The 21,911-nt window shown below is 56.8% G+C and carries 18 protein-coding genes, 4 tRNA genes and 2 pseudogenes; 11 read left to right on the forward strand and 13 right to left on the reverse strand.

The genetic code is table 11. From position 1 onward, the window contains the following. Window positions 1–90: 90 nt before the first annotated feature. From pstB to QZ383_RS10940, 3 genes are all read right to left on the reverse strand, one after another. Window positions 91–846 (reverse strand): phosphate ABC transporter ATP-binding protein PstB, encoded by a 756-nt coding sequence (gene pstB, locus QZ383_RS10930; protein ID WP_291445409.1) that lies wholly within the window; start codon window positions 844–846, stop codon window positions 91–93. Continuing rightward, window positions 843–2,711: an ATP-binding protein gene (locus tag QZ383_RS10935; RefSeq protein ID WP_291445410.1), complete on the reverse strand. Its 1,869-nt coding sequence runs from the start codon at window positions 2,709–2,711 to the stop codon at window positions 843–845. The genes pstB and QZ383_RS10935 overlap by 4 nt, the downstream gene beginning before the upstream one ends. A gap of 127 nt (window positions 2,712–2,838) precedes the next feature. After that, window positions 2,839–3,516, reverse strand: a complete 678-nt coding sequence (locus QZ383_RS10940; protein WP_240825934.1) for a response regulator — start codon at window positions 3,514–3,516, stop codon at window positions 2,839–2,841. A 246-nt stretch (window positions 3,517–3,762) separates the two neighbouring features. Between QZ383_RS10940 and QZ383_RS10945 the strand changes: the two genes are divergently transcribed. From QZ383_RS10945 to pstA, 3 genes are all read left to right on the forward strand, one after another. After that, entirely contained in the window at window positions 3,763–4,581 is an 819-nt protein-coding gene (locus QZ383_RS10945) for a PstS family phosphate ABC transporter substrate-binding protein (protein ID WP_192113261.1), read from the forward strand. An 83-nt stretch (window positions 4,582–4,664) separates the two neighbouring features. Further along, window positions 4,665–5,555 carry a phosphate ABC transporter permease subunit PstC gene (gene pstC, locus QZ383_RS10950; RefSeq protein WP_192113260.1) on the forward strand — a complete coding sequence of 297 codons (891 nt, stop codon included), beginning with the start codon at window positions 4,665–4,667 and terminating at the stop codon, window positions 5,553–5,555. A gap of 231 nt (window positions 5,556–5,786) precedes the next feature. Next, entirely contained in the window at window positions 5,787–6,605 is an 819-nt protein-coding gene (gene pstA / locus QZ383_RS10955) for a phosphate ABC transporter permease PstA (RefSeq protein ID WP_291445556.1), read from the forward strand. Between the two features lie 385 nt (window positions 6,606–6,990). On the opposite strand, the gene QZ383_RS10960 is transcribed toward pstA, so the two are convergent. The 4 genes from QZ383_RS10960 to rsfS form a co-directional block, all read right to left on the reverse strand. Further along, the gene (locus QZ383_RS10960) at window positions 6,991–8,547 is read right to left on the reverse strand and encodes an outer membrane homotrimeric porin (RefSeq protein WP_291445416.1); all 1,557 of its coding nucleotides are present in this window, start codon (window positions 8,545–8,547) and stop codon (window positions 6,991–6,993) included. A gap of 432 nt (window positions 8,548–8,979) precedes the next feature. After that, complete coding sequence (locus tag QZ383_RS10965; protein ID WP_022659449.1) at window positions 8,980–9,222, reverse strand: hypothetical protein; 243 nt, start codon at window positions 9,220–9,222, stop codon at window positions 8,980–8,982. Further along, complete coding sequence (gene gpmI / locus QZ383_RS10970; RefSeq protein ID WP_291445558.1) at window positions 9,215–10,771, reverse strand: 2,3-bisphosphoglycerate-independent phosphoglycerate mutase; 1,557 nt, start codon at window positions 10,769–10,771, stop codon at window positions 9,215–9,217. The genes QZ383_RS10965 and gpmI overlap by 8 nt, the downstream gene beginning before the upstream one ends. Further along, on the reverse strand, window positions 10,768–11,181 hold the full coding sequence (gene rsfS / locus QZ383_RS10975; RefSeq protein ID WP_291445418.1) for a ribosome silencing factor: 414 nt from the start codon (window positions 11,179–11,181) through the stop codon (window positions 10,768–10,770). Before rsfS ends, gpmI begins: the two co-directional genes overlap by 4 nt. A gap of 190 nt (window positions 11,182–11,371) precedes the next feature. Between rsfS and QZ383_RS10980 the strand changes: the two genes are divergently transcribed. The 5 genes from QZ383_RS10980 (at window position 11,372) to QZ383_RS11000 (ending at window position 13,270) form a co-directional block, all read left to right on the forward strand. Continuing rightward, the gene (locus QZ383_RS10980) at window positions 11,372–12,673 is read left to right on the forward strand and encodes a phenylacetate--CoA ligase (RefSeq protein ID WP_291445419.1); all 1,302 of its coding nucleotides are present in this window, start codon (window positions 11,372–11,374) and stop codon (window positions 12,671–12,673) included. Window positions 12,674–12,919: 246 nt separating this feature from the next. After that, window positions 12,920–12,994 (forward strand) — tRNA-Gly (locus QZ383_RS10985). 11 nt (window positions 12,995–13,005) lie between these two features. Next, window positions 13,006–13,079 (forward strand) — tRNA-Cys (locus QZ383_RS10990). Window positions 13,080–13,115: 36 nt separating this feature from the next. Next, window positions 13,116–13,190: transfer RNA gene (locus tag QZ383_RS10995), tRNA-Gly, on the forward strand. A 5-nt stretch (window positions 13,191–13,195) separates the two neighbouring features. Next, window positions 13,196–13,270 (forward strand) — tRNA-Gly (locus tag QZ383_RS11000). A gap of 71 nt (window positions 13,271–13,341) precedes the next feature. Here the strand turns inward: QZ383_RS11000 and QZ383_RS11005 are convergent. Beyond that, window positions 13,342–13,794, reverse strand: a complete 453-nt coding sequence (locus QZ383_RS11005; RefSeq protein ID WP_365861837.1) for a glycosyltransferase family A protein — start codon at window positions 13,792–13,794, stop codon at window positions 13,342–13,344. Between the two features lie 59 nt (window positions 13,795–13,853). Here QZ383_RS11005 and QZ383_RS11010 point away from each other — a divergent pair. From QZ383_RS11010 to QZ383_RS11020, 3 genes and pseudogenes are all read left to right on the forward strand, one after another. Continuing rightward, a pseudogene (locus QZ383_RS11010) lies at window positions 13,854–15,088 on the forward strand (IS3 family transposase). A 118-nt stretch (window positions 15,089–15,206) separates the two neighbouring features. Beyond that, a complete protein-coding gene (locus QZ383_RS11015; RefSeq protein WP_291445420.1) occupies window positions 15,207–15,398 on the forward strand; it encodes a hypothetical protein in 192 nt (63 codons plus the stop codon). Window positions 15,399–15,416: 18 nt separating this feature from the next. Next, window positions 15,417–16,463: a methyltransferase domain-containing protein gene (locus tag QZ383_RS11020; RefSeq protein ID WP_291445422.1), complete on the forward strand. Its 1,047-nt coding sequence runs from the start codon at window positions 15,417–15,419 to the stop codon at window positions 16,461–16,463. A 48-nt stretch (window positions 16,464–16,511) separates the two neighbouring features. On the opposite strand, the pseudogene QZ383_RS14485 reads toward QZ383_RS11020, so the two are convergent. The 5 genes and pseudogenes from QZ383_RS14485 to QZ383_RS11035 all read right to left on the reverse strand — a co-directional run. Next, window positions 16,512–17,033 (reverse strand): annotated as a pseudogene (locus QZ383_RS14485) (integrase core domain-containing protein); the annotation flags it as partial. Between the two features lie 30 nt (window positions 17,034–17,063). After that, window positions 17,064–18,551, reverse strand: a complete 1,488-nt coding sequence (locus QZ383_RS11025) for an efflux transporter outer membrane subunit (protein ID WP_291445423.1) — start codon at window positions 18,549–18,551, stop codon at window positions 17,064–17,066. Between the two features lie 8 nt (window positions 18,552–18,559). Continuing rightward, window positions 18,560–19,489 carry an efflux RND transporter periplasmic adaptor subunit gene (locus tag QZ383_RS11030; protein ID WP_291445425.1) on the reverse strand — a complete coding sequence of 310 codons (930 nt, stop codon included), beginning with the start codon at window positions 19,487–19,489 and terminating at the stop codon, window positions 18,560–18,562. Window positions 19,490–19,521: 32 nt separating this feature from the next. After that, window positions 19,522–19,716, reverse strand: a complete 195-nt coding sequence (locus QZ383_RS14490; protein ID WP_365861786.1) for a DUF1656 domain-containing protein — start codon at window positions 19,714–19,716, stop codon at window positions 19,522–19,524. Then, entirely contained in the window at window positions 19,706–21,844 is a 2,139-nt protein-coding gene (locus QZ383_RS11035) for an FUSC family protein (RefSeq protein ID WP_291445427.1), read from the reverse strand. Before QZ383_RS11035 ends, QZ383_RS14490 begins: the two co-directional genes overlap by 11 nt. Window positions 21,845–21,911: the final 67 nt, after the last annotated feature.

A 21,911-nucleotide genomic window follows, 5' to 3' on the forward strand; every position in this document is an offset into this window, starting at 1 on the left:
ACAATTACGCTTGAATGTGAACTGCCCTGCGCTCAATGACGCGCTGGCAGCGCTTGAACATGACGTCCTGACGGCTGCAAGAGCAGGCGATTAGCCAAAACGGCCTGTAATATAATCTTCCGTCTGCTTTTTTGCCGGTCTGGTGAACATGACATCCGTGGCGTTGTGTTCAATGAGCCTGCCCATGTAAAAAAATGCCGTGTAGTCAGAAACGCGGGCCGCCTGTTGCATGTTGTGCGTAACAATGATGATGGAAAGTGATTCGCGCAATTCACGGATGCTTTCTTCAATCTTTTGCGTGGCGATGGGATCAAGGGCGCTGGCGGGTTCGTCCATGAGCAGCACCTCCGGCTCCACTGCCAGGGCACGGGCAATGCACAGGCGCTGCTGCTGCCCGCCGGAAAGCCCAAGCGCCGGGCTTTGCAGGCGGTCTTTGACTTCTTCAAAAATGGCGGCCCTGCGCAGGGAAAGCTCCACTTTTTCGGCAATCAGGCTTTCGTCCCGCAGGCCATTGACGCGCAGGCCGTAGGCCACGTTTTCATAAATGGTTTTGGGGAAAGGATTGGGCTTCTGAAACACCATGCCCACACGGCAGCGCAGCGAAACCACATCCGTATCCGGACGGTTCACATCCTGCCCATCCAGAATAATTTCGCCTTCAACGCGCGCTCCGGGAACAAGATCGTTCATGCGGTTCAGACAGCGCAAAAAGGTTGATTTGCCACAGCCCGAGGGGCCAATCAGGGCCGTGACCCTGCGCGGCTCAAAATTCAGGCTTACTTCGTGCAGGGCCTTGTTTTGCCCGTAGTATACACTGACGTTGCGTGCCAGCAGATGCTCGTTCATGAAAGTGCCGCTCCGTAAACGGAAGATAGGGTGAAAACAAGGGCCGTGCTGCCGTCCTGCGCCGGGCTTTCCGCCCGGATGCGGCCACCGTGCCTTTCAACAATATGCTTGCAGATGGCCAGCCCAAGACCGGTAGTTGCCTGGCCCCTGTGCCGCTCCACCTGATAAAAGCGTTCAAAAATGCGCTCCAGATCGGCCTTGGGAATACCGGGGCCGTCATCCACCACGCGAAAGACCACATCCGGGCCGCTCACACGCGCGCTGATGCGCACATCGCCGCCTTCCGGCGCGTAACGGCCCGCATTTTCAATAAGATTTCTGAAAACCTGGGCCAGATGCGGCTGGCTTGCCATCACACGGCAGTCTTCGGGGATATCCACAACCACCGAGCACTTGCGGCGCTCAAGCACTTCGCGACACATGCCCGTGGCCTGCGATACGGCATCGCGGGGATCTGTGGGACTGAGTTCCAGGCTGCCTGTCTTGCCCTCAAGCCGGGCAAGGGTGAGCAGATCGTCCACCATGCGGCTGAGGCAAACCCCATGTTTCAGAATGATTTCGCCAAAGCGGCGGCATTCGGGCGAGGCGTCCAGACTGATGAGGGTTTCGGCATAGCCCTGAATGGCCGTCAGCGGGGTGCGCAGCTCGTGCGACACATTGGCCACAAAATCGCGGCGCACGCGCTCCAGCCGCATAAGCTCTGTAATATCATGGAATACCGCCACCGCGCCCACGCCAGTCTGGCCCAGATGCTCAAGGCCGCAAGGGCGGGAAATGCATACCGACATAACCTGCCCGGACGAAAGCTCAAGTTGCAGATACCGCTGCTCGCGATTGAGCGTTGGCTCTTCGCCAGCGGCAGCTCCCTCGTGCCCCGCAGCGGGGGCCACGCTGGTTTGTGCAGCGTCTGCCTGGGCTGCGGCCGCAGAACCTTGAGCGGCGGATGTGGCCATGGCCGCATCCACCGCTGCTTGCAACTGCGGCGAAGGAATGACTTCCACCACCTGCGCGCCCAAGGCCGATGCCGCTGCAGGAAATTCACGAGCCAATGCTCGGTTACAGCGGCGGATGCGCCCATGCGGACCCAGCACCAACACGCCATCGCTCATGGTTTCCAGTATGCTTTCAAGCTGGGCTGTCTGCTCAGCAGCAGTGCGCACATGGTCTTCAATATTTTCGGCCATGCGGTTTACGGCTTCAGCCAGCGGGGCAAATTCCCTGCCGGGAATGCGCCGCAAACGCCGCTGAAAATTCCCCAATGAAATGGCTTCCACCACAGAGACCATCTGTGAAAGCGAATTGCGCAATGCACCTGAGAGCAGACCCGCCAGAATCAGAGAAAGCACCACTGTCACAATGCCTATTCTGGTGAATACGGCCACGCGGCTTTCAATTTCCTGTTGCAGGTTGTTCAGCGGCAAGGCAATGCGTAACAGCCGCTCGTCATTCACGCGCATCGAGGCATACGCCATATCCGTACCCAGCGTCCCGCTCGAGCGCACGGAATACCCCTGCCCGCCCTGCATGGCAGCCCGCACTTCCGGCCTGTCTGCATGGTTGTCGAGTTTGGAAACTGGCTGCGCGCCCGGCGCGGTGTCGGCCAGCACGTTACCGCTGTTGTCGAGGAGAGAAAGCCGTTCCTGCGGCATTTTCAGTATGGCTGCCAGATCGCGCAAGCCTTCAGGGCTTGCCCCTGCCTTGTCAAGAATGACAGCAGACAGCGCAGTTTCGCGCAACAACCTTTCGCGGGCCGCGTCAACCTGACTCTGCTCAAAGGAAGCCCTGCCGTAATAAACGGCGATTCCCGAAGCAATAAGCGCTGCGGCAAGCACGCTGCAAAAAATTCGTGTTCTGAAAGAAAGCATGGTTTTTCTCGCTCGTAACATGCTGTCGTGGGCAATTACATTTTGAAGATGTGAACCTCAAAACGATCAAACGATAACGCTGTTGGGCACCAGCCAAGGCGCACCGTCCTGCACCCGCCGCTGCGCTTTATTCCTTGATGCGGTAGCCAACGCCGCGCACAGTCTCCAGCATGGGAGCCGCCTCGCCCAGTTTGGCGCGTAGTCTGCGCACATGGGTATCCACAGTGCGGGCATAGCCTTCAAAGGAATAGCCCCACACGTTGTTGAGGAGCTGCTCCCGGGTGCGGACCGATCCGGCATGCCGCAGTAGGTCTTCAAGCAGGCGGAATTCCGTGGCCGTGAGACTCAACAGCTCGCCCTCCACTTCGGCGGAATGCGCCTCGGTGCGCAGGCGTATGCCGTGCCGTTCAAGCACTGGGCTTTCAACCTTGCGCCCGCCGCGCCGCAGCACAGCCTTGACGCGCAGCATCAGCTCGCGGACGCTAAAGGGTTTGACCACATAATCATCGGCACCAAGGCTCAGCCCCACCACCCTATCCACTTCTTCACCACGGGCGGTGAGCATGAGCACCGGGATATGCGAGGTCTCAGCCTGTGCTCCAAGACGGCGGCACACCTCAAATCCATCCACACCCGGCAACATCACATCAAGAAGCACCAGGTCGGGGGTATGCTGCCGGGCAAGGGCCAGGCCCTGAGTGCCATCGGCTGCTTCATGCACGGTGAATCCTTCGCGCTCAAGATTGAAACGCAAAAGTTCACGAATATCGGCTTCATCTTCAACTATCAGTATTTGCTGGCTCATATGTTTCACCTCTATGACGCAAACAGAGTACAGCGGCTTTGTGCGCCAAACTGATGGAGGGCATGTTACAATTGCGTGACGAAAAACATTTTAAATAATCTGCAATATTTCAGCATGTTAATTGCACATCTTGCAGCTTCACGCAGTCTTCTGCGTTTCGTCATATTTCTGTAACAGAGGCGGGCAAAAAGAGAAACGTACCGGGAAACGCCCCGGCACCAACACTAGAAACGAAGGAGAAAATCCATGTCTATCGGAAAACTGCTCGCCACTGCCCTCACGGTTCTGAGCCTCAGCGCTCCGGCCATGGCTGCCCAACAGGTCGTCATCAACGGTTCCACCACTGTGCTTCCTGTGGTTCAGAAAGCTGGCGAAGCCTTCATGGCCTCCCACCCCGATGTGGAACTGAGCATTTCCGGCGGCGGTTCCGGCAACGGCATTAAGGCCCTCATTGAAAAGCAGTGCGACATCGCCATGAGCTCGCGCGACATCAAGGAAAAGGAAGTTGAAGCCGCCAAGAAAAACGGCGTGACCCCCAACCGCGTTGTTGTTGCTATTGACGCCATCGTGCCTGTGGTCAACCCCGCCAACCCGGTTGCCGCCCTCACCACTGCCCAGCTGCGCGACATCTATGCCGGCAAGATCACCAACTGGAAGGAAATTGGCGGCCAGGACGGCAAGATCGTTGTCATCTCCCGCGATACGTCCTCCGGTACCTTTGAATGCTGGCAGGAACTTATCATGAAGGAAGAGCGCGTTAACCCCGCTGCTCTCATGCAGGCTTCCAACGGCGCCGTGGTGCAGGCCGTTTCCAAGAACAAGAACGCCTTGGGCTATGTTGGCCTTGGCTATCTCGACAAGTCCACCAAGGGCCTCAAGGTCAATGATGTGACCGCCACCGCCCAGACCGCCCTTTCCAAGCAGTGGCCCATCGCCCGCGAACTTTTTGTCTTCACCAACGGCACGCCTGCTGGCGGCGCCAAGGCCTTTGTGGATTACCTGCTGGATCCCGGCAAGGGCCAGAAGAACGTGCTTGAAGTGGGTTATGTGCCCCTGGGCAAGTAGGTAGACGGCTACCCGCGTTACACCCACAGCATCGGCGGAGCGGGAAGGCATGAGCCTCCCGCACCCGCCGGGGAGAAAGCGCAATGCGCTCCAGAGACATCAAGGAAAAAGCGGTGCGCGTCACCCTTACCACCATGGCAGGCAGTTCGCTGCTGGCCCTGGCTGGTATTGTCATTTTTCTCTTCATGGAAGGTCTGCCGCTTTTCAGCGAATACCCCTTCCTCAATTTTCTGTTTGGGCACCTCTGGTATCCCACTGAGGAACCGGGATTGTTCGGCATATTTCCCCTGCTGGTTGCCTCTCTGGCGGTGACGGTACTTTCGTCCCTGCTGGCGGTGCCCATGGGGGTGCTGACAGCGGTTTACCTGACGGAAATCGCCCACCCCAACGTGCGCCGCATCATCAAGCCCTTTGTGGAGCTGCTGGCGGCATTGCCCTCGGTTGTGCTGGGCTTTCTGGGCATGGTGGTGCTTGCGCCTTTCTTGCAGGATTTTCTGGACGCGGCCACAGGGCTGAATCTGCTCAATGCCTCGCTGGTGCTGGCGCTCATGAGCGTGCCGACCATCTGCTCCGTGTCTGAAGATGCCCTGTTCGGCGTGCCGCGCGACCTGCGCGAGGCCTCGCTGGCACTGGGCGCGACACGCTGGCAGACAACTGTGCGAGTGGTTATTCCTGCCGCTCTTTCGGGCATAGGCACGGCTGTGATGCTCGGCATGTCGCGCGCCATCGGTGAAACCATGGTAGTACTGATGGTTGCTGGCGGAGCGGGCATCATCCCCACCTCGCTGCTCGATCCGGTGCGGCCCATGCCTGCCAGTATTGCCGCCGAGATGGCGGAGGCCGCCTTCCGCAGCGAGCACTACCACGCGCTTTTTGCCATTGGCATTGTGCTCTTTTTCCTGACGCTGGCCTTCAATCTGGCCGCTGGCTACATAGCCGAGAAACACCGTCAGGTGGGAACCTCCAGCCTGTAAACGCACAGTGTTGCAAGGTTGCGCAGTATGACGCCAGTTCAGAACGAGGAAAAATCCATGTCAGCCACCAGCCGCCTTACCCCTGTTCCTTCCACCGGGCCGAGCATCAAACTCACACCGCGCCCCCTGGAAGCAGACCTCAAACACCACGATGCGGACGAACCGCCGCGCGAAGAAGGTGCGCGCCTGCAATTTGCCAGCGGCAAGGGCCGTGGGCAGTACCAGACATTCATGTTCTGGCTGCTGCGCGCCATTGCCGCCTGTAACGTGCTGGCACTGCTGGCCGTATGCGCTTTTTTGCTGCAAAACGGCTTGCCAGCCTTAAGCTGGTCTTTCCTGACCGAGGCCCCCAGGCAGATGATGACCAAGGGCGGCATATTCCCCTGTATCGTCGGCACGGCAATTCTGTCGCTGGGTTCACTCTTGCTGGCTTTTCCTCTGGGCGTGGCCTCCGCCGTGTACCTTAACGAATACGCCAAGCGCAACGCCTTTGCCCGCTTTGTGCGGCTGGGGGTCAACAACCTCGCGGGTGTGCCTTCTGTTGTTTTTGGCCTGTTCGGGCTATCGTTTTTTGTTACCTTCTGCGGATTTGGCGTAAGTATTGTTTCTGGGGTGCTCACCCTTGCGGTTCTGACGCTGCCGGTCATTATCGGCACGGCCGAGGAAGCGTTGCGCAACGTGCCGGACACATATCGTGAAGCTTCACTGGCTCTGGGCGCAACCAAATCGCAGACCATTGCCCGCGTTATTTTGCCAAGCGCGCTGCCCGGCATGCTCACGGGGGCCATTCTGGGCGTGGCGCGCGCCGCAGGTGAAACCGCAGCCATCATGTTTACAGCTTCGGTATTCTATATGCCCAAAGGGCCTGATTCCATATTCAGCCCGGTCATGGCGCTTCCCTACCATATGTATGTTCTTGCCACGGCAGGCACGGAAATCGACAAGACCCGCCCCCTGCAATACGGCACCGGCCTCGTGCTGCTCTTGCTGGTACTGGGAATGAACCTGCTTGCCATCATCCTGCGCGACAGATTGCAGAAGCGCCACTAGTTCTCATACCCTCCCTCCTCCAGACTCCAATACCCTCTCCCTCCCTCCTCTCTGTCAGAGCCCGCGAAAGCGGGCTCTGCTCGTATTGGGCTTGCCAAGAGGGTTAAAAGCAAGGGGTAAGCTGCTGCATGGCCGCACATCCAGCGGTGCGATTCGTCCATCTGCTGTAAGGACAAGCTGAGAGGTTGTCAGATCTATGAGAAGGCACGTAGGTTACGTATCAGCCTGCTGCGCTCCACTGCCGAACTGCTGCTGACAGCTTTGCGCGAGGCAGACGGCCAGAGCCATAGCTCAACAAACAGTCTTGGCACATACGCAAAAAAGGGAGGCCCGAAGGCCTCCCTTTGAATGCGTATCAAACCGTCCGCAGACGGTTGCGCTTGGATTAGAAGCTGTACGCGAAGGTAACCTGAGCCTTCCACATATCCTGCTTGCTGAACGAGCTGGGAGTGTTGGCCTTCTTCCAGGTGCTGTTGTCCATGCAGTTGACCAAGTAGTCCAGTTCCAGGTTCATTTCCAGGTTCTGGTAGATCTTGTAGGAGTTCACGAGGTTGAATTCCACAAGGCCGTCGCGGGTGGTCAGGTAAGGCACCGTGGCAGCGCCCACGCCTTCAGTCCAGGCATAGGCAGAGCTCATGTACTTGACCATGCTGGTGCTGTTGGTGCCGCCCCAGTAAGCCAGGCGGAAGGTGTGCTTCAGGTCTTCCAGGAAGCTCATGTCCTTCAACTGGGCACCGATGCCCCAGGTACCAGCGTAGTCAACGCCGTAGTCCTGGCGCAGCCAGCCGTAGTTGCCGTCGCCCATGTAGGAAGTGAAGTTGCCGGTAGGAACGATAGAAGGCATGCGCTCGGAACCGTTCTTCACGCTGCCGTCATCGCCGGAAGCATACCAACCGAACAGACCGGGGGTGGCCCAATCCATCTTGTATTCAACAAGGGCCTTGGCCAGCCAGCCCTGACGCTGGGTGCTGCCGCGAACCATGTCGCCGCCCTGGCCCTTCTGCACATCATAACGGCCCATGCCTTCAACATAGCCGTAGTTGATGTCCAGTTCGATGTTCAACGGATCGAACATGGTCACGGCCAGGGGCAGACCGGCCCAGAACATGGAGCCGTAAGCCTTGCTGGTGCCACCAAGGCTGCTAGGATTGGAGGCAACGGGGAAGGGCAGCAAAGTATAGGGGGGGTTGCCGTCACGGCTGCCGATATTGCTATAGGTGCCGTTGTCTACACCATCATCAGTGTTGTCAACGTAGTTGGTCAGGGTGTTCTTGCCCAGCACGCCGTACATAACCCAAGGCGTGAGATTCACACCGTCAAAGGTCAGGGGGGCAGTCACGCCGAACAGATCCATGTTGTCAAGATAGTTCGCATGGTTGTTGCTGTAGCGAGCATCTTTGCCATTGAAGTTATCGTTGAAGGGACGCGCCCAGAAAGCGGTCAGGGCAACGTTTTCATTGAACTTGTAAGAACCGACAACGGCGGCCACGTCGGTATCCATGACAGCGGAGCCACCAGCATAGGTGTTAGGCAGGGCAAGACCCTGGATACCCATGCGCACCTTGGCATCGGTCTGGGGGATAGCCCAGTCGATGTAGGCGTTTTTCACACGAACCTGGTTGTTGCCGTCAGCGCCAAGGGCGCCGCCGTTATCGCTCTTGCCCCACTTCTGCGTGCCGATTTCAAAGTACACGGTGCCGGACAGGGCTTCAGAAGCCACGGCGTCCAACTGCAAGCGCACGCGCTGCTGAGCGTCAAAAGTGTCGGTATTGTCGGCCTTGATCTTGTTGCCATTCTTCGAAGTTTTGCTGACAGGGCTGTCCGTGCCCACGCCGAAGCCCATGAGCCACTGGCCCTTGGCCTTGAAATCAATGGCGCTGGCACCGGTGGCCGCGCCGAACACCAGGCCGGCGGCCAGGATAAGCGTACAGATGCGTTTCATAAATCCCTTCCTCTCTAGTTTTTCCCACAGGGTTGACACAGGCCTGCTCCAACACAGGCTGGGAAAACATACCTAGAATCATGGATGATGGCAACCATTTTCGTCAAAAAATTTTTACCAGACTGTCACAATGGCAGAAATATGACGCTCAAATGACATGAAGGCAATGCCAGCGCCTTCATTCCCCCGATCCAAAACCACCGCCTTTGCTGCGCCGGGAGCCATCCCCCACGTATTCTTCTCCAAAGTTGACTGCAGGGGCTTACCTCGAATACGCGTTCAATTTTTTTGCTGGGCAAGATGCTTCTCCCTCTTTAAAGGAACCGCATACGCACACAAAAGCCCGCCCCTGTTCAAAGCCAGCATTGCTGCGGCATCATGAACAGGGGCGGGCCACGGGCTCACCCAAAAACCAGAACGGATATATTCGACTTACAGAAAATCAGGATCAGCGGCTGCTTTGCCCTCTGCCAGCATAATGCGCACATAGTGCAGGCTGTGCTCGTCAACCGGAATGATGGGGAAGGACTGCGAGCAGCCAGGGCAGCGCACCATGCGCGGCTCCGTTGGGCTTGCTTGCGGCACGTGCTTGCCGCAGTTGGGGCACTGATAAAAAAACAGGATCTCCATTCCGTCAGGCGCAACAGGCTGGACGGGTCGCTTGCGCTCAGCCACGGCTGGCCTCCCCTTCATTTTGGGGCGCGGCCAGATTGCGCCCGGTCATCAGTTCAGAAGGCTGCATTCCCCAAAGACCAAGAATGGTGGTGGCCACATCGGCCAGCCTGCCGTTTGCCAGAGCGTGCACCTGTCCATCCGGCTCCAGCAGGATGCAGGGAACGGGATTGGTGGTGTGGGCCGTGTGGGGCTGACCTTCGGGCGTGAGCATTTTTTCGCAGTTGCCGTGGTCGGCAATGACAATCATGCGGCCCTTGCGGGCCTCCACAGCGGCGACCATGCGCCCCAGGCAGGCGTCAACCACTTCACAGGCGTTGACCGCAGCCTGAAGAATGCCCGTATGGCCCACCATGTCGCCATTGGCGAGATTGCAGACCACAAGATCGTACACGCCGGAATTCCAGGCTTCCACAAACCTGTCCGTCACTTCAACGGCGCTCATGGAGGGCTTTTGGTCGTAGGTTTTCACCTCGCGGGGGGACGGCACGAGAATGCGATCCTCTCCGGCAAAGGGTTCTTCAAGCCCGCCGTTGAAAAAATAGGTGACGTGCGCGTATTTTTCCGTCTCCGCCAGGCGCAGTTGCTTCAGCCCTTGCCGGGAAACCACCTCGCCAAGCCCCATGCTCACGGCCTCCTTGGGAAAGGCCACGGGGATATTGAAGCTTGATTCATAGGCGGTCATGGAAGCAACCCCGGCCAGAACCGGAACGCGGCCACGGTCAAAGCCGTCAAACTCAGGCTGAATAAAGGCCTGGGTGAACTGGCGCATGCGGTCTGCGCGGAAGTTGAACAGGAACAAGCCATCGCCATCGGCCATGCCTGCGTCATCAGCCGCAGCAAAACACAGGGGCTTGATGAATTCGTCCGTGATGCCAGCCGCATACGAGGCCTCAATGGCCGCAACGGGCGCAAGCGTTGTTGCGGGGGTACCATGAACGATAACCTCCCACGCTTCGGCAAGACGCTCCCAGTGCTTGTCGCGATCCATGGCAAAAAAACGGCCCACCATGCTGGCGATGCGCGTCTTGGGTTGCCCTTCGATGCTCTTTTGCAGCGCGCGCATGAAATCCACGCCGCTGTGCGGGTCGCGGTCGCGCCCATCCATGAGGCAGTGGATGCGCACGGGCACCCCTGCCTTATGGGCCATGCCGCACAGGGCCTCAAGATGATGAATGTGGCTGTGCACACCGCCATCAGAAAGCAGCCCCGCCAGATGCAGCTTGCCGCCGCTCTTGCGAATTGATTCAAGCAGCCCGTTGAGCACCGGATTGGCGGCAAAGCTGCCGTCTTCCAGCGCCACATCAATGCGGGTCATATCCTGATACACCACGCGGCCTGCGCCGATGTTCAGGTGCCCCACCTCGGAATTGCCCATGTAGCCGCGCGGCAGCCCCACATCGCGCCCGGAGGCCGCGAGTTGGGAATGGGGGCAGCGCGCAAGGAGCGCATCCATGTTGGGTGTGGCTGCAATATAGGGCGCGTTGCCGGGCCCCGGCTCGGCAATCCCCCAGCCATCAAGAATCAGCAAGAGCGTGGGCGTCATGATTATTCCCCGCTTCGGGCTTCGGCCAGAGATGCGGCCTTGCCCCACAGGGCTTCAAGGCCGTAAAGCTCGCGCACCGGCTCCAGAAAAACGTTGACGACAATGTCGTTCATGTCCACCAGGATCCACTGCCCGGCGGTGTAGCCTTCCATGCGCAGATATTCAAAATTGCGCTGGCGGCAAAGTTCGCCCACGCCATCGGCGAGGCTCTGGGCGTGGCGCACCGAACCGGCGCTGGCGATGACCAGAGCCTCGGCAAAACCGCCCTGCCCGGCCATATCTATGCTGACCACGCGCGCGGCCTTGTGCTCTTCAAGCCACATGACCACGTCCGCCAGCTTTTCTTCCAGGGGGACATCCGAATAACGCTTGGGGGCAGCGCCCCCTGCAGGTGAAGAAGAAGTGTTGTTTTCCATACCCTGCACATAACGTAAAGACGGGGCAAGAGCAATGGCGCAGCAAGCCGCCAACGCGCTGAAACGGGCGCAAAATCGCGCCAATCCGTATTGACCGCGCCAGCGCATTGCGGCATACCCAAACGAAGCTTTTCAGGGATCAGCGTCGCGCTTTTGCGCCGCCAAACGCCAGCCGCAGAAGGAGAGGGCCGTGCTTTTCAACATCAAACAGGAAACTCTGCCACGCGAAGAAATGGAGGCGCTGCAACTGCGCCGCCTGCGTGATTTGTGCAACCGCGTCTACGCCAACGTGCCCTTTTATCGCAAACGCTTTGACGAGGCGGGCATCACCCCTGCCGACATCAAGTCGCTGGCGGATCTTAAACTGCTGCCCTTTACGGAAAAGCAGGATCTGCGCAACCACTATCCTTATGGCCTTTTTGCGGTTCCCAAGGATCACATCGTACGCCTGCACGCCTCCAGCGGCACCACGGGCAAATCTGTAGTGGTGGGTTATACCCAGCGCGACCTTGAAACCTGGGCGGAACTGATGGCCCGCAGCCTGGCAGCCGCAGGCGTGGTGCGCTCGGACGTAGTGCATGTGGCCTATGGTTACGGCCTCTTTACCGGCGGGCTTGGCGCGCACTATGGCGCAGAACGCCTTGGCGCCACTGTTGTTCCCGCTTCTGGCGGCGCGACCCGGCGTCAGGCCGGTTTGCTGCGCGATTTTGGCGCAACAGTGCTGTGCGCCACGCCGTCCTATGGCCTGCATCTGTGGGAAGCATCCATGGAAGTGGGCGTCAATTTTCGCGATCTGCCCCTGCGCGTGGGCGTTTTCGGTGCCGAGCCGTGGTCTGAAGCCATGCGCCGCGACATTGAAGACAAAATGGACATCAGCGCCATGAACATTTACGGCCTGTCCGAAATCATGGGCCCCGGCGTTGCCATGGAATGCGAAGAAGCCAAGTGCGGCATGCATTTGTGGGAAGACCACATTCTACCCGAAATCATTGACCCCGTTACGGGCGACCAGCTCCCCCCCGGCGAAGTGGGCGAACTGGTGCTGACCACGCTGACCAAGGAAGGCATCCCCATGTTGCGCTACCGCACGCGCGACCTCACCAGCCTTGATTACACCCCCTGCCGGTGCGGCCGCACCCACGTGCGTATTTCGCGCCTCCAGGGCCGCAGCGACGACATGCTCATCATCCGCGGCGTCAATGTGTTTCCGCAGCAGATTGAGGGCATTCTGATGGAAAGCGAGGGGCTTTCCCCCAACTACCAGATCATCGTGGATCGCGTGCACAACCTCGACACACTTGAAGTGCGCGTTGAAATGAACGAGAACCTCTTTGCCGATGAAATCCGCAAGCTGCAAATGCTGGAAGGCCGCCTGCAAAAGACCATCAAGGAATACCTGGGCGTCTCCGCCAAGGTGCGCCTGATGGAACCCCGCTCCATAGAGCGCTCAGAGGGCAAGGCCAAGCGCATTGTGGACAACCGCAAGGATTAGGCATCGGCCATGCGAAAAATATTGGCGGCATGCGCCCTGTAAAACAGCATGGGCGGCACACTTGGGGGCCATCGGCACTGCCGATGGCCCCTGACAGCAAAGATTGCCCGCAGACATGGCTGACTATAGCTCAACGATTTTAGTTGTTATTTCAACAAATTAACAAGTTTGTCAAAAAAGCGGCGAAAAAAAGTCCAGCAATGCTTGACACCTCAGCCTAGTCCGCGTAGAACGTTTTCTCGCTGAGCGGGAGTAACTCAGTGGTAGAGTGCAACCTTGCCAAGGTTGAAGTCGCGGGTTCAAATCCCGTCTCCCGCTCCATTTTTTTTGCTGGCGGCATAGCCAAGTGGTAAGGCAGAGGTCTGCAAAACCTCCATCTCCAGTTCAAATCTGGATGCCGCCTCCAACAGCATCCTTTACGCTTCGCCGTTTCGCATACCATGCGGGAGTAACTCAGTGGTAGAGTGCAACCTTGCCAAGGTTGAAGTCGCGGGTTCAAATCCCGTCTCCCGCTCCACTTTTGCGGGAATAACTCAACGGTAGAGTGTCAGCTTCCCAAGCTGAAGGTTGCGGGTTCAAATCCCGTTTCCCGCTCCAAAAAAGCTTACAGATAAAGCCCTTACAGTTTAAAACTGCAAGGGCTTTTTTGTTGGCCTGATGTAGGTCAGTTACTGGGCTGCTGACTTTTTGGGCTCTACACCAAAGACGGGGCAAGCCCCTGCAACGGACGAGTTTTCCGACAGATTTCTGATCAATTCTTCAGCCATTTCAGCCAATTCTGGAGAAATAAAATCCATTACCTGCGCCATGGCAATTTGCAGACTGTTATCTTGCTGGAACTCTGCATAAAACCGTGGCAAAGCACCTTCATGCATCACTTCATCATGGTCGCTGAAAAGGATGGAAGAATCTTTGTCTTCTTTTAGCCCCACTTTCCGCGCTGCTGAGAACCACAAATGCGGAATACTAACAACTCTACAGCCAAGTTCTTTTGCTAAAACGGCAGTGGAATCTGTGGAACCGTTGTCGGTGATAATAATTTCCACAGGTATATTTTGGCGTTGTACGCCCGTGACAGCCTCGGCAAGATAGTTGCTTCCATTACGACAATGGATGATAATGGAGTAGTACCCATTTCACCCAGTTCGCCCCCTCTAACTAGGGAGGAGGTGCTGGAACTATGTCTGGAACTAGTCCTAAAACAAGTTCAACAGTGGAGATAATAAACATGACGCCCCGCCGTCGCTGGTCTGCCGGTGAGAAGGTTCACTTGATAGAATCCTGCATGGGCCCCCGGTCAGTCGGTTCTCTGATGGCTCGAACGTATAGCGTTGCTCCGAATTTGCTTTACCGCTGGAGAAAACAGATGAGTGAGGGCGGCAAAACAGCCACTGAAGCCAATGACGAGGTTGTCAGCGTTGCCGAAGTAAAGGCCCTGAAAAAGCGAATCCGTCAGTTGGAAGCGCGTTCTCGGCAACAAAACACTGGAAGTGGAAATCCTCAAAGAAGCTGTTCGCATTGGCCGCGAAAAAAACTCATCTCGCGGCTGCCCTTGTCCGGCGTGGAGGATTTCCAGTGAAACGGGTCACGGAGGCCCTGGCGGTGTCTCGGTCCAACACCTATGAACGTAGCTGCAGCCCACTGCCTCGTCCGGAACAATACAACGATGCGGAAGACGCATCCCTTTTACCGCTGATTGTGGAACTTTTGGGCGGACGCCAGACCTATGGCTATCGGCGTATCCAGCGGCTGCATAATCGGCAACTGATTGCCGGTGGGCGCACTCCGGTCAACCATAACCGTGTTTACACGGATAATGAGGCAGAACAACCTGTTGCTGGCACGGGTTACTGGCAGCCGACCAAACAAAGCGTACGCGGGCAAGGTTTCCACACTACAAGGTAATCAGCGATGGTGCTCTGACGGGTTTGAGATTGCCTGCGACAACGGTGAGCAGGTGCGCGTTATTTTTGCCCTGGATACTAGCGACCGGGAAGAGATGGCCTATGCCGCCACCACTGGCGGGTATAGTGCTGACATGGCCCAAAGCGTCATGCTGGCATGCGTTGAAAAACGGTTTGGAGATGTCAAAACATTGCAGCCAGTTGAAAGGCTCTCCAACAACGGCTCCTGCTACACGGCAAGAGAAACAATAACTTTTGCCGCCGCGCTGGGCGTCGTCAGCAAGTTTACTCCGGTTCGCAGCCCCCAATGCAACGGCATAGCTGAAGCTTTCGTCAAAACATTCAAACGGGATTACGTCTTCTGCAATGATCGACCAGACGCCGAAACTGTGATGGAGCAGCTTTCAGGCTGGTTTGAAGACTATAATGAAAATGCCCCACATAAGACCCTGCGGATGCTCTCACCCGTGAGTTTATCCGTTCATTGCAAAACTTGGAGTGCCCGGTTTAGCAGGGGAAACTCCAGAACCCATCGGGGCTTTTCAACACGTCAAGACAGTACGATTCCCACAAGAAGGCAAAGGATTCTTAAACAAAATCGCTTTAATAACTAACTTTCGGAAACTAACATGAATATTCTCCCACTGCTCACCCATGACTATCAAAAATCAATTTGGGGAGATAAGCTTGCTGCATATATTAACTCTGGATCAGATATTGCAATCCGTGAAAGGATTATCGCTTGGGACAAGTGCGACAAGTCACTGGACAAAATATTTGAGCATATTGTGCCAATTTTTAACATTTTAATCGCCCTTTAGCCAAACAGGAACGACTCAATGGAAAACTCCAAACGGGTATACGGCGTTTTGGAATCGAAAACTAACCCGTTAGATGATAATCTGCAAAATGAGGTGACCGCGTTTCATTGTGAAGCGCAGAGAAAGCTTCGGGAGGGGTTTCCGCTAGACGCGCTAGCATTCATTGATGGTATAATTCTACAGTATGGCGAAAAAGCGGTTACGCAAGAATTGCTGGAAGATAGGGCACGGGCCATTCAAGCGGTGGGGAGACAACCCGACTATCCAATGCCGCGATGTATTGGTTTGGGAAAAGGCGCCACCCCGATGTCGCCCTGTGATATTTGTGGAGATCAACTTCGATCGTATGAATATTATCATGACAAAGAGTGGTTGGTTTGTCCCACATGTGGATTGCTCCAGTACAAACTAGGGATGGATCTCGCTACCAACCTCGGCAAAGGAGAAGCTGACGGTGCAAAGCAGCCGCCTGAATCACTTGTTCATACCCGTGAAGGTTATTTTTGCGAACTGTTTTTGAATGGAATGGGTTGGAAAAAAGCATTGCTATACGGGGCTGGGTGGAGCCTTATTCCCAAGCGTTTGCTTGATGATGGATTTGACGCTGTGGGCTGTGATCTCTGGATTCCCCTAATTGAGGAGCGTAAAAAGCAGTTGGGGGATGATCGTTTCTATCATCGTGATGAGTTGCCCAATAAAAAATGGGATCTTATTTCCGCCTTTGAGGTTTTTGAACACTTCATAACTCCCATGCAGGATTTAAAGTTTTTGGCTGACAGGTTGGAAGATGAAGGTGCCATCGTTGGATGCACTGATTTTTGGCATGGTGGTAGTTTAAGCCAGCACCCTAATCCCGACAAAAGATACTGGAGGCATCCTGCGCATGTTACAGCATGGAGTTTTTCCAGTATGAATCGGGTGGCGCTGGAATTAGACCTAGCAACCTCCTTTTTCAAGGTAGACAAGCCTGGGTGGGGAGCAAAAGTCATTTTTGTTATGCACCGTGGCAGGGCTACCAAAAAATTCATTCAATCAATTCCGCCGGTTATTTGTGGCGCATTTTAATGTGTAAAATACACCTGCCCTTCCTGAGATAGTGTGGAAAAAACAACCTTACCCCACTGCGTATACCACTTGTAAGTTAGTGGTTCCCAATGGGCTACAGGTTATATTCCTTTCGCGAAATTCTTCCGGTGTCAGCCAGCCCAATGAGCTGTGCGGTCTCCGCTGGTTTGTATCCTGTCGCCATGCTTCAACCGTTCTACGGGCATCATATAGGGGAAAAAACACGTTCTGATTTAAACACTCATCCCGGAATTTTTCGGTAAAACTTTCAATGTGCCCATTATCAGTGGGCTTCCCCGGACGGGTAAACTCTATCTGCACTCCATGCTCAAAAGCCCATGAATCCAGTGTCTTACCGATAAATTCTGGCCCATTGTCAACCTCGATACGCTGCGGCAACCGACCTTGAAGGCGTAGTCTTTCAAGAACACGCACAACTCGAACTCCAGGCAAGGACATATCCACTTCGAGCGCCGGACTTGAACGATCCCACAGATCGGCAATTGTCAAAATCCGGAGGCGTCGCCCTCCCATAAGGGAGTCGCTTACAAAATCCATCGCCCATTGTTCATCCGGAGCAGCAGGGCCAGCCTATCTCAGTTACTGGGCTGCTGACTTTTTGAACGCATCTTTTTGATCAGCTCCTGCTGCCGATGTATCATCTGACCACCCTGCCCCCAATGATTTATAGAGGGCAATGACGCCGCGCAGTTCTTCCCACTGGCTGAGGGCCAGAGTATCCCGTGCATTATTAACGGTGCGCTGCGCCACAAGCACCGGCATATAGGCGCTTAATCCCCTGCCATAGAGCATGGATGATTGTTCCAGGGCTTTCTGGCTGTCGGTAACGGCCTCCTTAAGTGATGCCTGCCGCAAACGTTCACTGTTCAATGCCGTCAAGGCATCTTCCACATCCCGGAAGGCAAGCCTCACGTCCCGCTCATACACCAGCCTTGCCGCATCGGCACTGGCCTGCGCCCCCTTCACGCCTGCGCGGGCTCGCCCGCCATCGTAGATGGACTGGCTGACCTGCCCCCCTACCGACCAAGCGGTGCTGGCGCTGGAAAAGAGGTCGTGAATAAGACTGACCGTACTGCTGATGCCTAACGGGATTGTAAACCTGGGGAAACGTGCGGCCTCGGCAACGCCAATCTGTGCGGTTGCTGCGGCAAGACGCCGTTCGTCCGCCCTGATATCAGGGCGTTGGCGCATCACATCCGATGGCAATGAAAGCGGCAGGCGAGCGGGCACAGGCAAAGATGAAGACGGCTCGGCCAGCGCTGTGCGCCAATCACCAGGAAAACCGCCAGTCAGTACGCCGATGGCATGACTGAACCGGGCAATATCTGCCTCCATCAAAGGCGGCTGCGCCTCGGCTGTTTTACGTTCTGCCCGGGCCTGCATCACATCGGCCAGGGTGCCCATGCCCCTCCGCTGGGCCTGCTCAGCCAGTCGCTCACTTTCAAGCAGCGTGCGGATGTTGTCGTGGGCGATGGCCAGGCGTAGCTGCGTTGCACGCAGGCCCGCGTAGTTGGACACTAGTTCCGCAACCAGACTCACCTGCAATGCGCGATGATCTTCGGCAACCGCTTCAATGCCCGCATCTGCCGCTTCAACCGCTCTGCGCGTTCCACCAAAAATATCCAGCTCCCAACTCGCGTCAAAGCCAGCAAGCCATGTCCGCGACTCGCCGCCGACTTGCCCGGTGAGGGCCTCGCTGGTGCGCCGTGCCTCACCTGCCCCACCGCCCGATATCGTCGGTCCATAGGCTGACGCGGTCTGAACCCGCTCTGCGCGCGCCTGCCGCAACCGTGCCAGTGCGATACCAATATTCTGATTCCGCTCCAGCGCCTGCTCGACCAACCTGTCGAGCAGCGGGTCGTTGAATGACCGCCACCACATGCGCAGTCCATCCTGAGAGCTGCCAGGCAAGGCACTGTTGGCCTCAACCCAGTTTGCAGGCAGGTTCAATGTGGGTTTGGCATAGTCAGGGCCTACGGACAGGCAGCCTGAAAGGCCCAGCAACAACGAGACGAGCAGAAACACGCTGCAAATACGCAGTCGCGCATGATTTCGTGCTGTGTACATGCGCACTCCTACAGCCAACGTTGCAAAAGCGTTGCGAGGCGGCCCTGGGGTGGCCTGTCGCCTCCCGGCGCAGTCACCTCGATGCTGCCTGTCATGCCTGCGGCCAAAACAAGATTTTGCGGGAGTTGCCCAAATTCGACGCGAACCGGAATGCGCTGCGCCAAGCGAACCCAGCTGAAACTTGGCGCAACGCTTGGCAAACCCTGCGCATCAGCCTGCTGGTTGGCATCGGCTATTCCACGCCCGATACTCACCACCCTGCCAGGAATCACCTCATCAAAACCCATCAGGCGGATTTGCGCAGAGGCGCCGGGCTCAATACCATGCAGTTTGGTTTCTTCAAAGTAGCCGATGATCCGGAAGCTGCTCGCGTCCACCAGCGCAATATTCGGCTGACCAGTCACCGCATAATCGCCCCTGTTCAGCCGCAGGCGCGTTACATATCCATCCACAGGGGCCCGAAGCACGGTGTGCTCCATATCCAACCTTGCCCTGTCTACAGCAACCTGCGCACTGCGCAACTCGGCCTGGGCAATGGCCATTGTCTGATTCGCACGCTGGATTTCTTCTGCAGGCACAATATCTTCCATACCCCGGCGGCGCCGGGCGTCTTCCATTTTCTGGCGCAACGACACGTCCGCCGCAGCCAGTTGGGCCTCGGCCTGCGCCAAAGCCAGAGCAAAGTGGGCAGGGTCTATACGGTAAAGCACATCCCCCTGTTTCACATACTGGTCATCTGCCACCGAGACATCCAATACCGTACCTGACACCTCCGGGGCTATGCGGACGATCTGCGCACTGACGCGGCCATCGCGAGTCCAGGGGGCCAAGACATAGGCACGCCAGAGCGCGCTTACCAGAATCCAGGCGAATACGACGATGGATAGTGTAAGCCCCGCCCGGATTACCTGTTTTGTTGGAAACAAACGATTAGACATGAAGAATCAACACCTTTTCTGAAAATAAGCAGTTAAACAAAGAGAATCAGCATCGAAACTATGCAGAGGGAAAGAGCAAATCCGAATAAACCGGGATGCCAGACCCACCTCAGTGCGCCGCAGCGTGTAAGCAGGAAACGAAGCCCCAGATATATTGGCATCGCGACGCACGCATAGACAAAGAATGGCGGCAGGTAGATGCCAGCCACCGAGAACTCACTCAGCATCGGTTCGACCTCCAGAATATTGTGAAAAGTAATCTGCGCGCTTTTCAAGCAACGCCGCTATATCAAGCAAAACGACCATCAATCGTTGCGCTTCGGCTGTGTCTGCGCTCCCCGTCAAAGCCAGTTGCGACAAGGACCTTGCAGCACGGCGGGCATGCCGGGCCACCATTTGGGGTTCTCCAACACGGCGGTTCATGTAGCGAAAAGCGGTTGCGAGCTGACGGCGCAATTCAGAATCTTTGGGCGCATGGCGCAGCCAATTGCGCAGGCGCAAAACCTCTCGCCCCAGATGAATACTGTCCAGCGCATTGGCGATCTCCCGTTCCATTACCTCCGGTTGCGCTCTAAGCAACGCACCAAGTTGAGCCGTGCGGTGCTGCTGGCTCCATTGCCAGACTTTCGCATCCGTCCGTTTTCCTCTGAAGGTGCCAAGTGCATTATCGCGGATAGCAAGGTGCAAACGCTCGGCGTCGCGCGACAGATTGCGCGGCAGCAGAACCTTGAACCCCACCAGCGTAAAAAATACAGCCAGTATCCAGGCCACGGAGCTGTTGAGAAATAACGTGAAATCATAGTTCATGGGGTTGTCTGGCGCGGCCAGCGTGGTGAAAGCCACGAGATAGGTGGCCCCGGCCGCCATATGGCGGGGCATGGAGGTTGCGTAAACGCCCGGCAGCCAGAAGAGCCCCAACACCAGGAGCAACAGCGGCAGCCCTTCAACATGGGGAAGCACCATGAAGGTACAGAAGAATGCCATTACAACGGCAATCACGGTGCCCTTGATAAATTCAACAGCGCCGAGAGCCGGATTGGGAGCTGTGGACAATAGCGCGCAGCCCGACGCCAAGCCCGCCAGCATCAGGTTTCCGTATGTCCAGCCAGTCGCCAGCCAAAAAGCGCCGCCCAACAATACCGTCAGCATGGCTCGCAGCCCGTTCTGCATCGCCGCAGTTCTGTCCCGGTAAAACGGCACGGAGACTTGCGCCGCTGTTGGCAGCGGAGCATGTAACCGTTCAATACCCTTAAGGGCTTCAATATAGTCATCGAGCTGTTCGAGCAGCCTGTCGCCAGCGATCATCAGTGCGGCATGCTCCGACGCTTCATCAAGAGATGTCGTGGAGAGCGTGTCTGTTAATCGAGCACGCATATCCGCCAATATCTGCACGGCACGCTCCAGCCCGATGGAGCCTTGTTCCTGCGCCAGCGCATGGCTGGCTTGCTGCCATGCCAGCTCCCAGTGGGGCTTGAGCGCTTTCAGGGTGCTCCGGCTGGCGCTACCCTCCCGCATGGGGGGCATGCCACCTACCAATGCGGAAAACAGGGAGACCATTGTCTGCCGAACTGTACCGGCACGTTGGGCAAGGTCGGGGGATTCGGCTTTTCCCAGCGCCAGCAGGTCATCCACTCCATACGCTTCAATAATAAGATTCCGCCTGCCCGCATCCATAGGCTTGATTTCCGGTGTCTCGCCGGTATGAGTCGCTTGGTGATTTGTCGAAAGAATGCCTGCGGTGGCAGCTGCCAACCGCCGCAATTGCGTTTCCAAACGATTCCTTACACTTCGAGTGCTGAAAAGTGCTGACACGCACACCAGGCACACCACGCCGATCGACACGGAAGCCCCGCGCCCCATCACCTGAGAAAACGTAAATTCCGGATGTTCCATGGCTCCATAGGCCGCCATCCCCACGGTATACCCCGCAAGGGTTGCGCCATACGCCCGAAAATGACGCAGAAGCGTCATTCCCACCACGCAAACGCCCATCCACAGGCCAAAGCCGAGCAGGAACAGCCAGGGACTCTGGCCAAACAAACTCATCAGAATAAAGGACGCCAGCATTCCGGCCAGTGTGCCGAGTATCCGCCACACGCCTTTTCCGATCACAGCGCCCTGCACCGGGTTGATGACAAGAAGAACGCTGGATGCCGCCGAGTAAGGCGCGCGCAGGTCCAGCATGTAGGCAACTACAAGCGCCATGCCTGCGGCAAGAATCGAACGCATCACGTAGGTCGCGCGTGGCGTGGTCAGGTCAAGATATGGCAGCCCGCGGAAAAACCATCCCCGGAGCAGGGAAAGACCGGAGGTAAAGAAGCCTGAAGGTGCCGAAGGCACATTCGCATAAGACATGATAGAACCCTTCTGCAATGACGTAATAAGCGCCACTGTAGACATGCCCTACCATTCCGAAAAGTGA

Source organism: Desulfovibrio sp. (assembly GCF_019422935.1).
In the GTDB taxonomy this organism is placed as follows: Bacteria; Desulfobacterota; Desulfovibrionia; order Desulfovibrionales; family Desulfovibrionaceae; genus Desulfovibrio.